Raw genomic sequence first — 12,485 nt, 5'->3', positions numbered from 1 at the left:
TAAATAGTGCAGCTACGGTGTGGATGTGATCAGTTTTCCACCCGCGCGCTCCTCCCTAGCAGCCCGACGCTCGCTACACTAATAACCGAGTCCGAAACCCACGCGCGGCATAATAAGAATCGGCACCATTGTGATAGGTAAAGATCTGCCCATAACGTCTATCGCCGAAAATTGCACCGCCCAGCATTCTGATCTCAACTGGTGTTTGCAGCCAACTGGAAGTCTTAGTATCAAACTCACCTAAGGTTTGTAACTCACGATATTGCGCCTCAGTCAGCATTTGTGCGCCCATTTGCGTCGCAAGTTCCATTGCACTGCCAACAGGCTTATTGTTCTTACGCGCATCCAGCGCCGCTTGGTCGTAGCAAAGACTGCGTCGCCCCAAAGGGCTTTGCGCTGCACAATCAACAAAAATAAATTTGCCCGTCAGTGGATCAACACCCACGACATCAGGCTCACCGCCAGTAAGCTCCATCCCATGTAGCGCATTTTGATTCTGCGTGCCGCTTTGGCGAATTTTGGCCTCAACATCAGCCCAATGAATCCCCTGATGACGCGGCATATTCGTCGCAAATCTTGGCGCTAGCTTTGCGAGTAATTCGCTTAATAGTGAGTCATTCACAGTTATCTCCTTTAGTGATTGTTGAAAATCAGCGCGTTGGGTTGTTAATCATAAACCGTTTTACCATAACTGAGGATAATGGCCATACCAGACAAAATATACCTACTTCATCTAGCAGGTTAACCCAATACCAAGCTCATCTAAACATCTCAATCCAACATTCAATGCGCCGTTTTAGGCTGGCTCTTTTACCTCGTGGGTTTAAACATCGCTTATGATAGAATCCCGCACAATCAGCCTTATGAATGAATGTGCAACACAACTCATTTGTTTTACTGAACGTAGTGGAACACTACCGTGATTAACTAAATGAGGAGAAAAGATTATGAGTAAGTTAAATGCCGAAGAACGTAAAGCCCGCGATAACGCCCGTTTTTCACAACGCGTCGATGAACGCCGCACAAAAGGTGAAGACGTTGTCGCCTACGTGCTGGGCAACAAGCTCGCGTTTAAGTTTCTGACTAAACCAGAGAGACACGAATTTAAACAAAGAGAAGCCGCACTCGAAGCAGAAGCCAAGCTAAAAAAGCAGCAAGCGTTTCAGCTTAAAACCGAGCAAGAGTTAGAAAAAGTAGAAGCCGCATTTACTGAATAATACAAGATTGTATCAACTTTAAACCTGTGGGTGTAAAGCTTGGCTAAAAGCTTGAATTCATATACTTTTCCATTAATGTCGATTAATGATTAAACCCAAACCAACTCAGCGTTAGCCTTGTTCGTACACGCTTATCTAAAGGCTTTGATACCATCAACAGATTTGGGCATAGGTAAACAACTAAGACATTGGCCTTGCTAACCCCGGGGTGACCATATATGTCCTTTCTTTTGTCCTTTCTTTTTTGATGAGGACAGTGGCCTTAAAGGCCATGTGGGTGCCAAGGAGGGTAAGACGTCAATTTGGATCTCATTAGGGTGCAACAGACGTCAGCCTTTATTTTCAACATCAGGTCGCAAGACCGCGAACCATTAACGCCCAATACCCCGTTGTGAAAGGTGAATTATCGATTAACGCAAATCTAGTTTGAAAAAATAGGACATTGGCCTTACTAACCCCGAGGTGACCATATATGCCCTCGCTTTCCCCATTGGCCAATGGGGTTGTTCAAATTATGAACTCTGATGAGTCAACCCTGCTGAAAGATCCATTCATTTTATTTTAGATTTTTCCTTTTTCTTCGCGTTCTGCATCCATACAGTCTTCACATTTATTGGTGAGAAATGTTTTCCAATTGGATGGGGCATCGGCCCATATGAGTCCCCTCTTGCAACGAGGGCATTTCACCCAAATCATGCCAACGAAATTCATCCCCAATATCATAATTAAGAAATACACCACAAAAAACCATGGATAATTAAAAGAAATAATTAGCCCTGAAATGCCAACAATAAAAATAGAAAAGTGGTATGTTCTATATGTCATATCAATACCTAAATAATTCGATTCTTTCACCAGTGACAGTTGAAACACTTGTTCCATATCCACCACCCCAGTCAAATCCACCAGCCTTCCGCAATCCTTGTCCTTTATTAGTATAATCAAAGCCACCAGTATTTAGAGTACTCTCAGAGGATGTTTCTAAAGGTGCACTCATATCACATCCCCTCGGAGTTGCCGCAGGGCGAATAGAGCTCTTGATTTAATAAAGAGTGCGTGTGTTCGGTCATGGTCGTTCTCGTGCATCCATGCACTTCACGACATTCAGGCATCCAGCCTATCAGATGCCGAGCTAGCTTTCGCAGGTGCAGGGGCGAATGAAAATCGGTGATTTTCGCGCTTATGAGCGAGAGGCAGGGATTACCGAACTGGGATGCTTTACATGGACGTAAAGCCGAACCATCGGAAGCAATAGCAAATTTGCCTTTAAGCACAAGGGGCTTTCAACTCCGTTGGGGACGCAGGGCCATGTTTTATAAATAAGCCAAAAGGGGAACAGGCGCTTTTCCCCTTTTGGTCGGGTGTGGGGTGAAGCCCCACGACTTTGACTTTTCTTATAGAAATAGAAAACGAATACTTAAAACCTATAAGTGCAGAGCTAAAAAACACATCAGTGATGCCAAATATTATCAAAATGTATTTGCTAAAATTCGAACATAAAAAAGCCCCGCGGTGTTAAACATTGCAGGGCTTTTTTCTTCTAGTGCGCTGCTAGCCGCTGCGCCACTCGATCAAGTTAGCTATTCAGATCTTGAAAGAACTTTTTCACGCCATCGAAAAAGCCCTCAGCCTTTGGGCTGTGTTTTTTCGACTCACCGGTTAGGGTGGCTTCAAATTCGCGTAACAGTTCTTTTTGACGCTCGTTTAAGTTAACTGGGGTTTCCATAACCACTTTGCAGAGCAAGTCGCCTACCGCATGGCTGCGAACCGATTTAACCCCTTTGCCACGCAGACGGAACATACGGCCCGTTTGGGTTTCGGCTGGGATCTTCAGGCTGACTTTACCATCCAGTGTTGGCACTTCAATCTCGCCACCGAGCGCCGCTTTACTGAAGGATATCGGCACTTCGCAGTACAAGTTGTTGCCATCACGGACGAAAATTGCATGCTCACGCACACTGACCTGAACGTATAAATCCCCTGGAGGCGCGCCAAACTCACCCGCTTCACCCTCACCCGCTAAACGAATACGGTCGCCCGTATCGACGCCGGCGGGGATCTTAACCGATAAGGTCTTGCTCTTTTCAACTCGGCCATCACCATGGCACTTAGTGCAGGGATCTTTGATGATCTTGCCGCGGCCATGACAGGTTGGACAGGGTTGCTGCACCGCAAAGAAACCTTGGCGCATTTGTACTTGGCCTTGACCATGACAGGTGCCACAGGTGGTTGCCGAGGTGCCTTTTTTCGCGCCACTGCCGTCACACAGATCGCAGGTCGCTAATGTTGGGATACGCAGTTCTTTGGTCAGGCCCTTAACGGCTTCTTCCAGTGATAACTCTAGGTTGTAACGTAAATCTGAGCCGCGGGCCGCTTGACGTTGACCGCCACGACGTCCACCACCGAAAATATCGCCAAAGACATCACCGAAAATATCGCCGAAATCGCCCTGTCCACCACCGTAACCACCGCCACCACGATTAGGATCCACGCCCGCATGGCCAAATTGGTCATAGGCCGCTTTTTTGTCGGCATCGGTAAGGATTTCATAGGCTTCTTTCACTTCTTTGAAGCTAGCCTCTGCGGCTTTGTCGCCGGGGTTGCGATCGGGGTGAAATTTCATGGCCAGACGTTTGTAGGCCTTTTTAATTTCACGTTCGCTGGTGTCACGACTGACACCTAATACTTCGTAATAATCTCGCTTTGACATAATCTCATGCTTCTGGCTTAAGTTGAACGAACGGGCGTTAGAGTTTCCCCATAACGCCCGCCTAGAAATTAACGCTTTGAAATCAATCTATTTGATTGAAAACAAGTCATTACTTCTTGTCGTCTTTCACTTCTTCAAATTCAGCATCGACAACATCATCGGCAGTAGCGTTAGACTGTTGACCCGCATTGGCCTCTGCGCCACCTTGAGCTTGAGCCTTAGCTTGGGCAATTTCCATCAGCTTCGCAGACGCTTCGATTAAGTCTTGAGTCGCTTTTTCGATGGCGTCTTTGTCATTGCCTTTGCTGGCAGTGTCAACGGCGGCCATAGCGGCTTCGATCTTAGCTTTATCGTCTGCAGGTAATGCATCGCCCGCTTCTTCAACTTGTTTCTTAGTTGCGTGAACTAAGCCATCAGCTTGGTTGCGAGTTTGCACTAGCTCTTCAAACTTCTTGTCTTCTTCCGCATGCGCTTCTGCATCACGTACCATTTGTGCGACTTCTTCTTCACTTAAGCCTGAAGAGGCTTTGATGGTAATGTTTTGTTTCTTACCGGTTTTCTTGTCGGTGGCAGAAACATGCAGAATACCGTCGGCGTCGATATCGAACATCACTTCAATTTGTGGCATGCCGCGTGGTGCAGCCTCAATACCGTCTAAGTTGAACTGACCTAATGACTTGTTCGCGCTCGCTTGCTTACGCTCACCTTGCAACACGTGAATGGTCACGGCGCTTTGGTTGTCATCGGCGGTTGAGAACACTTGCTGTGCCTTAGTCGGAATAGTCGTGTTTTTCTCAATCAGCTTGGTCATTACGCTGCCCATGGTTTCGATACCCAGAGACAGTGGTGTTACGTCTAACAGCAGAACATCTTTCACATCGCCTGACAGTACGCCCGCTTGAATCGCAGCACCTACGGCTACCGCTTCGTCTGGGTTGACGTCTTTACGAGGTTCTTTGCCGAAGAAGTTTGTCACTGCTTCTTGAACCTTAGGCATACGGGTTTGACCACCGACCAGAATCACTTCGTTGATGTCTGATACGGATAAGTCAGCGTCAGCCAGAGCGACTTTTAGCGGCTCTAATGTGCGGACGATTAAGTCTTCAACCAGAGATTCCAATTTAGCACGGGTGATTTTAACCACTAAGTGCTTAGGACCTGTTGCGTCTGCCGTGATGTATGGCAGGTTAACTTCAGTCTGGTTGGTGCTTGAAAGCTCGATTTTCGCCTTTTCAGCCGCTTCTTTCAGACGTTGCATTGCTAATGGATCTTTACGCAGATCTAAGCCTTGCTCTTTCTTGAATTCGTCAGCTAAGTAGTTGATTAAACGGTTGTCAAAGTCTTCACCACCTAAGTGGGTATCACCGTTAGTTGCCAATACTTCGAAGGTTTGGTCGCCGTCGTTGCTGTCGATTTCGATGATAGAGATATCGAATGTACCGCCACCTAAGTCGTATACAGCAACAACGTTATCGCCTTGCTTCTTATCGATACCATAGGCCAGTGCTGCAGCCGTTGGTTCGTTGATAATACGTTTAACTTCAAGACCTGCAATGCGACCCGCATCTTTAGTGGCTTGACGTTGTGAATCGTTAAAGTAAGCAGGTACGGTAATAACCGCTTCTGTCACTTCTTCACCTAAGAAGTCTTCTGCCGTTTTCTTCATCTTTTTCAAGATTTCAGCAGAAACCTGTGGTGGAGCCATTTTGTTGCCACGGGATTCAACCCAAGCATCACCGTTGTCGGCTTGGATAATTTTGAATGGCATGATGTTCACGTCACGTTGAACTTCGTCATCTTTAAAGCGACGACCGATCAAACGCTTAATCGCGAAGAATGTGTTATTTGGGTTAGTTACCGCTTGGCGTTTTGCTGGTTGACCCACGATAGTTTCGTCATCGGTATAAGCGATGATTGACGGGGTTGTACGATCGCCTTCAGCGTTCTCTAGTACGCGTGCTTTGCCACCATCGAGGACAGCTACACAAGAGTTTGTTGTGCCTAAGTCGATACCAATAATTTTACCCATGAGGTCCTCCGAAAAATTTCATTCAATCTAAATTTGTTAGTTGGTTTCGATATGGGGCCGGACGCATTGTTTATCAAGTCCATTGTTGGCCACCTTCTCTGCCTTAACACCTATATTGGGACAGGGAATTTAATTACAAGGGTGAACAAAAAAATTTTCTTATTTTATCTTTGACACACCTTTGATTGTATAAAATATCCAAATAAGCAAAATACACTTGATTATCAGCTTAAGCTGTTATTCAATCTGCCCATATTCGGGCGGGTGTTTCAGTGGGTAAGGTAATTAACAGTGCAGTCTTCAAATTTAGCGTACCTGTATGGCATGGCGGCGGTATTCCTTTGGTCGACTGTTGCCACTGCCTTTAAAATTGCCCTCGGATATTACAGTCCTTTGCAATTGGTGTTTGTTGCAGTGCTCACTTCGATTGTTGCCCTTGGCTGTATTCTCGCCTGGCAAAAGAAGCTCTCTTTGCTTAAGCAACAATTTTTACGCCGTCCAACCTTTTACCTGATCACTGGGCTAATCAATCCCTTCCTCTACTATGTGGTGCTGTTTAAGGCGTACTCTTTACTGCCTGCGCAGCAGGCACTGTCACTCAATTACACTTGGGCGGTGTTACTGCCACTGCTCGCAGCGCCTTTGTTAAAGCAACATTTACGTAAGAGCGATATCATTGCCGCACTGATTGCCTACACAGGAGTGTTTATTATTGCCACTGGCGGTGATATCAGCGGCTTTCGCTTCGATAGCCCACTCGGGATTGGCCTAGCCCTAGCAAGTACGCTACTTTGGTGTCTATATTGGATTGTGAACACTAAAGATCAAGGTGATCCTGTCGTCAGCCTGCTACTGAGTTTTCTGATTGGTTTGCCCTTTATTGTGGTGACTCTGCTACTGACCGATACGTTGCCAAGTTTCAGCCCTAAAGCAGCAATGGCGGGGATATATGTGGGGTTATTTGAGATGGGCATTACTTTTGTGCTTTGGCTAATGGCACTAAAAACTGCCACCCGCACGGCAAATATCAGCACCTTAGTCTTTCTGTCCCCAGTCATGTCGATTGGTTTTATTGCTTGGATTTTGCAGGAACCCATTGCGATAACGACCTATATTGGCCTTGCGTTTATTCTCTCGGGGATGATGTTGCAACAGCTTTTACCTCGATATTGGGAACGAAAGGCAAAAATAAACCCAAAACTTGCCGATAAGACTTAACTTTTGCACCAAGCGGCAAAAAATGAAGCGGCTAACATTTTTACGCCGAATTAGCGGCTAATATCCCCCTTTTTGTGAAGGAATATTGCATGACGCCTGCCGTCCGACTGGCAAAAAAAGCCAAGATTGCCTTTGAAATTTTAGAATATAGCCACGATCCCCATTGCGCCGCCTATGGTGAAGAGGCCGCAAATACTTTAGGGCTCGAACCCGCACAGGTATTTAAGACATTATTAGTTGCCACGGATAAGGCCCACGCCCCCCTCGCCGTTGCGTTAGTCCCCGTAGATCATCAACTTAATCTTAAAGCTGTGGCCAAATCCTTAGGCCAGAAAAAGCTACAGATGGCTGACCCAGACCTTGCACAAAAATCCTCGGGCTACCTAGTGGGTGGTATTAGTCCCTTAGCCCAAAAAAAGCTACTCCCCACCTTAATAGATCAAAGTGCACTCACATTTGAAAAAATCTATGTCAGTGCTGGACGTCGCGGGTTGGAGATCTGTCTAAGCGCCAATGAATTAGCCCAGTTATGTAAAGGCTCATTTGCCGATATCAAAACACGTTAATAAGGCTCAACAAACCACCCAACATTAGCCCTTTAAATCTATGCTTGGAAAGCGTTTGTAAAAGCGGGTATTTCCATCTATAAATGGTATTGCCCAACAAAAAAGGCTAAGGACAGTCAGATGGAAAAATCAACTCAGTGGAGGCAAGAGGACGGTATAGGACCTATAGGTTGGGTCGCCATGTTGCTTTGTATTGCACTCTTTATCTACGAACATTTTTGGGGGAATGGTTTTACCACTATGGTAGTGATGCTCTATTGCAGTTTTATGCTGCCCTCGGTATTACTCACCCGTCGAGTGCAAGAAAAGTACTTCATTTATACCTTGGAATACATTAAGGCCTTTCGTAAATTCACTATTTTTATGTCGGCGAGCTTCTTCTGTCTTTGGCTACTTGCCACCTATACACCACTTATCCATTGATAAAACCTAAAATGGTGAGCTATACAATTCATTATCAAAGTATTCAGTTAGATAGCACCAATAGAAAAGCCGTTAATGCACTGCATCGACGGCTTTTTATTATTGGTTACTGGTTTTTGACTTTGGGTTTTGAACCCTAAACACGACTGGTGTAATCGCCCCATGCCAACCACTTATAGGTGGTTAGCGCCTCGAGCCCCATAGGGCCGCGGGCGTGAAGCTTTTGTGTGCTAACCGCCACTTCGGCGCCAAGGCCAAATTGGCCACCATCGGTAAAACGCGTGCTGGCATTAACATACACAGCCGCCGAATTCACTTGGTTCATAAAATGCGCCGCGGCGTGAATATCATCGGTCAAAATCGCTTCCGAATGGCCACTCGAATAGGTGCGAATATGGTCAACGGCAACGTCGATATCGCTTACCACTTTAATGCCTAAGGTTAACGACAACCATTCGATGCCAAAATCCTCAGCCTTAGCGAGCGTCACATCGAAGCCTAAACCATCTAACAGAGCAAAACTTTGCTCACAGACTGAAAACCGCACGCCTAAACGATGCAGATACTCGGCAATTTGCGGCACAAAGGTGCTCGCCACGCGCTCGTCCACCAGCAAGGTATCAAGCGCATTACACACGGTTGGACGTTGCACTTTAGCATTAGCAATCACGGCCAAGGCGCGCTCAAGATCGGCATTTTTATCCACATACAAATGGCAAATACCAATGCCGCCTAAGATCACCGGAATCGTCGCCTGCTCGGCACATAGGCGCTGCAGTGCTTGACCACCACGGGGCACTATCATATCGACATATTGGTCGAGCTTTAGTAAACCCGTCACTAAAGCTCTATCTGGTGAATCAATAAATTGCACCGCATCTATGGGTAAACCTTGGGCAACAATCGCGCCGCGGATCACTTCGCTGATAAGCTTATTCGATTCAAGGGTTTCTTTACCGCCACGGAGGATCACCGCATTACCGGTTTTAAGGGCAAGCACCGCGATATCGACGGTCACATTGGGCCGAGCTTCATAAATCACCCCAATCACCCCTAGTGGTACCCGGCGACGAGTCAGCCTTAAACCGCTATCCAATAATTGGCTACCGAACTCTTCACCAACGGGATCGGCAAGGCGGATCACATCGCTAATATCGCCGATAATGCCAGTAAGGCGCGCATCATCTAGCAACAATCTGTCGATCATCGCATCCGTTAATCCATCGGCCTTAGCAGCGGCCACATCCTTAGCGTTGGCGGCTAAAATGGCGGCAGCGTTTTCCGTCAGCGCCTCGGCAATGGCCTGGAGTAAATCGGCCTTTTGCCTCGCCGTTAAATTGGCTAAGGCATAACTTGCCTGTTTGGCATTGGTGCCAAGTTGCTGTAAATACTGTGCTTGATTAATTTGATTCAAAACAGACCTCGCTTATAAGACCACCATGTCGTTGCGATGCACTATGGCGTCACCATAATCGTAACCGAGCACTGACTCGATCTCGTCGGAATGCTTGCCCGCAATCAAACTGAGAGCTTGACCACAATACCTCGTCATCCCCTTAGCAATCACTTTACCTTGTTGATCAACTAATTGCAGCGTTGCACCGCGCTCAAATTCGCCTTTAACCCCAATAATGCCTTTAGACAATAGGCTACGGCCCTTATCGGTGACGGCTTTTACCGCGCCCGCATCCAGCACGATGGAACCTTGAGTCGCAGGGCCAGCCAATATCCACTGTTTACGACTTTCGAGCGGGTTTTCAATCGCACTAAAATGCGTACCGACGGACTCTTTACCGACGACTTTTTTGATCACATCGGGATGATGACCCGAGGCGATCACCACTTCGATGCCCGCACGACGAGCAATATCCGCCGCTTCTAGCTTAGTCGACATTCCGCCCGTACCTAAACCCGAAACCGAACCACCCGCTAACAGACGCAGGCTATCATCAATTTTCTCGACTTGAGAAATCAGTTTAGCATTGGGATTGGTGCGGGGATCGGCATCGAATAAACCCTTTTGATCCGTCAATAAAATCAACAGATCGGCATCACACAGCAGCGCCGCACGAGCCGATAAATTATCGTTGTCACCCACTTTGATTTCGTTGGTGGCTACGGCATCATTCTCATTGATGATGGGGACAATATTGTTTGCTAACAAGGCATTAAGGGTATCTCTGGCATTGAGATAACGTTCCCTGTCCTGTAAGTCAGCCCGGGTTAGCAAGAGTTGCCCCACATGTAGCCCATAAATACTAAAGAGTTGGGACCAAGCGAGGATCAGCTGACTTTGCCCGACAGCGGCTAACAATTGCTTATTGGCCATAGTGTCGGGCAGTGTCGGGTATTGGAGGTGTTCACGCCCAGCGGCTATTGCGCCAGAGGTACATAATACGACTTCGACCCCTGATCTCATCAGTACGGCCATTTGACGAGCAAGCTCAACCATATGGGCTTTATCTAGCTGTTTACTGCCAGAAGTCAGCACACTCGTCCCCAACTTCACTACCACGCGGCGATACGCTATCTCACTTAAGTTCATTATTCATTTGTAAAAAATAACCGAACAATCCTTATACCTAATCCATTGGCTAATTGGTAGCGAGGAGTCCTTAAGTCACCATAAATTTTCTATTTTGCTTGGGATAGCGCATTAAAAAGGGTCATCGGTTAGATGACCCTCAAAAATTTGCCCAACAATAGGCTATGTCACTAAGGACTAATCATTAGCCATAAATGAATTTAGCCACAAATAATGCCGCCAAGACGATGATACCTAGGTTCAAATCACTAAAACGTCCTGTCAGTAACTTGATCGCGGCATAGGAGATAATGCCAAAGGCAATGCCAGTCGCAATTGAAAAGGTGAGCGGCATTAAAATACACACCACCACCACAGGGGCTGCTTCGGTTAAATCTTCCCATTCCACGTGGACTAGACCAGACATCATCAGGATCGCCACATAGAACAAGGTGCCCGCCGTCGCGTAGGCTGGGATCATTCCCGCCAATGGCGACAGGAATAATGCGGCAATAAAGAGTAATCCAACGACGACGGCAGTTAAACCTGTGCGACCACCCGCACTCACACCCGAGGTACTCTCAATATAACTAGTCGTAGTCGAAGTCCCCAAAGCCGCGCCCGCGATTGTGGCTAAGCTATCGGCGGTTAAGGCACGATTTAAGCGCGGTAAACGCCCTTTATCATCGAGAAAACCACCGCGCTGCGCGACGGCGACTAAGGTACCTGAGGTATCGAAGAGATCCACAAATAAGAAGGCAAACACCACTGATAGCATTGTGACTTCAAATACTTGGGATAAATCCATCTTCATAAAGGTGGGGGCGATCGAAGGTGGCATAGAGACTATGCCATTGTAATGCACATCACCGAAAGCCAATCCAAGTCCGGTGATAATCAGGATGCTTAAAATCACCGCCGACTTCATCCCACGTTGCACCATGGCAATGATAAGGAAGAAACCTAACACCGCCATCACGGCAGGAAATGCGGTGATATCCCCCATAGTCACTAAGGTTGCCGGACTTGCCACGACAATGCCCGCACTCTTAAGACCAATTAACGCGAGGAATAACCCAATCCCCGCGGCGATACCTAGGCGCAATGACATAGGTATACTATTCACAATCCATTCCCGTATACGCACTAAGGATAAGATTAAAAAGCAAATTCCCGATAGGAACACTGCACCTAGGGCCGTTTCCCAGCTATAACCCATTTCTCCCACGACAGTATAGGTAAAAAAGGCGTTGAGTCCCATGCCAGGGGCGAGGGCTATGGGATAATTAGCCATTAATCCCATCACTAAACAACCTACGGCGGCAGCTAAACAGGTCGCCACAAAAACGGCGCCATGATCCATACCCGCATCGGCTAACATCATTGGATTGACAAAAATGATGTAGGCCATCGTCATAAATGTGGTCAAACCTGCTATCACTTCCTGCTTGAGATTCGTTTGATTCTGTTTAAGTTTGAACAGCTTTTCTAACATGGAACTGGGTTCCTTTTTATTTTGAGTAGGTAGGGGCTAAAAATGTAAATACGATATTGCTGTGTATTATTCGCAGGCGATTATAGGGAGTTTGTGCTGGTCAGGCCAGAAAATTGATAGGAAAATGATTGATAGAAATCGCTAAACAGAACAAAAAACCGCCGTAAGCAATTCGTATTAAAGCTCACCATAAATAGGGGCTAGCGAGCCAATCTTGACCTAAGTGCGGATCACACCTCGTTCAGCATTAACAGCACATTGTTTTTTAAGCAGAATAATCTTGATGAATGGCAACTTCTTTCA

At 46.7% G+C, this 12,485-nt stretch carries 11 protein-coding genes; 4 read left to right on the top strand and 7 right to left on the bottom strand.

All coding sequences use genetic code 11. The features are described 5' to 3' along the window. Window positions 1–73: 73 nt before the first annotated feature. The gene (locus tag SOHN41_RS03955; RefSeq protein WP_007645886.1) at window positions 74–622 is read right to left on the bottom strand and encodes a DUF4256 domain-containing protein; all 549 of its coding nucleotides are present in this window, start codon (window positions 620–622) and stop codon (window positions 74–76) included. A gap of 325 nt (window positions 623–947) precedes the next feature. Between SOHN41_RS03955 and SOHN41_RS03950 the strand changes: the two genes are divergently transcribed. Next, window positions 948–1,217: a hypothetical protein gene (locus SOHN41_RS03950; protein ID WP_007645885.1), complete on the top strand. Its 270-nt coding sequence runs from the start codon at window positions 948–950 to the stop codon at window positions 1,215–1,217. A gap of 561 nt (window positions 1,218–1,778) precedes the next feature. On the opposite strand, the gene SOHN41_RS03945 is transcribed toward SOHN41_RS03950, so the two are convergent. The 3 genes from SOHN41_RS03945 to dnaK all read right to left on the bottom strand — a co-directional run bounded on the left by SOHN41_RS03945 (window position 1,779) and on the right by dnaK (window position 5,956). After that, on the bottom strand, window positions 1,779–2,099 hold the full coding sequence (locus SOHN41_RS03945) for a hypothetical protein (RefSeq protein WP_158091849.1): 321 nt from the start codon (window positions 2,097–2,099) through the stop codon (window positions 1,779–1,781). Between the two features lie 694 nt (window positions 2,100–2,793). Next, window positions 2,794–3,927: a molecular chaperone DnaJ gene (gene dnaJ, locus SOHN41_RS03940; RefSeq protein WP_007645883.1), complete on the bottom strand. Its 1,134-nt coding sequence runs from the start codon at window positions 3,925–3,927 to the stop codon at window positions 2,794–2,796. Window positions 3,928–4,036: 109 nt separating this feature from the next. Then, complete coding sequence (dnaK, locus tag SOHN41_RS03935; protein WP_007645881.1) at window positions 4,037–5,956, bottom strand: molecular chaperone DnaK; 1,920 nt, start codon at window positions 5,954–5,956, stop codon at window positions 4,037–4,039. A 291-nt stretch (window positions 5,957–6,247) separates the two neighbouring features. Here dnaK and SOHN41_RS03930 point away from each other — a divergent pair, with 291 nt between their 5' ends. From SOHN41_RS03930 to SOHN41_RS03920, 3 genes are all read left to right on the top strand, one after another. After that, window positions 6,248–7,174: a DMT family transporter gene (locus SOHN41_RS03930; protein WP_007645879.1), complete on the top strand. Its 927-nt coding sequence runs from the start codon at window positions 6,248–6,250 to the stop codon at window positions 7,172–7,174. A gap of 89 nt (window positions 7,175–7,263) precedes the next feature. Then, window positions 7,264–7,740, top strand: a complete 477-nt coding sequence (ybaK, locus tag SOHN41_RS03925) for a Cys-tRNA(Pro) deacylase (RefSeq protein ID WP_007645877.1) — start codon at window positions 7,264–7,266, stop codon at window positions 7,738–7,740. Window positions 7,741–7,860: 120 nt separating this feature from the next. Continuing rightward, a complete protein-coding gene (locus tag SOHN41_RS03920; protein ID WP_007645875.1) occupies window positions 7,861–8,163 on the top strand; it encodes a hypothetical protein in 303 nt (100 codons plus the stop codon). 136 nt (window positions 8,164–8,299) lie between these two features. Here the strand turns inward: SOHN41_RS03920 and SOHN41_RS03915 are convergent, their stop codons facing one another. The 3 genes from SOHN41_RS03915 to SOHN41_RS03905 form a co-directional block, all read right to left on the bottom strand. Then, window positions 8,300–9,577, bottom strand: coding sequence for a glutamate-5-semialdehyde dehydrogenase (locus tag SOHN41_RS03915; RefSeq protein WP_007645871.1), 1,278 nt, complete (start codon window positions 9,575–9,577; stop codon window positions 8,300–8,302). Between the two features lie 12 nt (window positions 9,578–9,589). Then, window positions 9,590–10,708, bottom strand: a complete 1,119-nt coding sequence (gene proB / locus SOHN41_RS03910) for a glutamate 5-kinase (protein WP_007645870.1) — start codon at window positions 10,706–10,708, stop codon at window positions 9,590–9,592. A gap of 184 nt (window positions 10,709–10,892) precedes the next feature. Continuing rightward, a complete protein-coding gene (locus SOHN41_RS03905; RefSeq protein ID WP_007645868.1) occupies window positions 10,893–12,182 on the bottom strand; it encodes an NCS2 family permease in 1,290 nt (429 codons plus the stop codon). Between the last annotated feature and the right edge of the window lie 303 nt (window positions 12,183–12,485).

Source organism: Shewanella sp. HN-41 (assembly GCF_000217915.1).
Lineage (GTDB): Bacteria > Pseudomonadota > Gammaproteobacteria > Enterobacterales > Shewanellaceae > Shewanella.
This window is presented reverse-complemented; position numbering and strand designations above follow the sequence as displayed.

What these genes read in the sequence shown, in the direction of transcription:
- SOHN41_RS03950 (WP_007645885.1), top strand. Translation starts at nt 948, where the DNA reads ATGAGTAAGTTAAATGCCGAAGAACGTAAAGCCCGCGATAACGCCCGT.
- dnaJ (WP_007645883.1), bottom strand. Translation starts at nt 3,927, where the DNA reads ATGTCAAAGCGAGATTATTACGAAGTATTAGGTGTCAGTCGTGACACC.
- SOHN41_RS03945 (WP_158091849.1), bottom strand. Translation starts at nt 2,099, where the DNA reads ATGGAACAAGTGTTTCAACTGTCACTGGTGAAAGAATCGAATTATTTA.
- ybaK (WP_007645877.1), top strand. Translation starts at nt 7,264, where the DNA reads ATGACGCCTGCCGTCCGACTGGCAAAAAAAGCCAAGATTGCCTTTGAA.
- dnaK (WP_007645881.1), bottom strand. Translation starts at nt 5,956, where the DNA reads ATGGGTAAAATTATTGGTATCGACTTAGGCACAACAAACTCTTGTGTA.
- SOHN41_RS03920 (WP_007645875.1), top strand. Translation starts at nt 7,861, where the DNA reads ATGGAAAAATCAACTCAGTGGAGGCAAGAGGACGGTATAGGACCTATA.
- proB (WP_007645870.1), bottom strand. Translation starts at nt 10,708, where the DNA reads ATGAACTTAAGTGAGATAGCGTATCGCCGCGTGGTAGTGAAGTTGGGG.
- SOHN41_RS03905 (WP_007645868.1), bottom strand. Translation starts at nt 12,182, where the DNA reads ATGTTAGAAAAGCTGTTCAAACTTAAACAGAATCAAACGAATCTCAAG.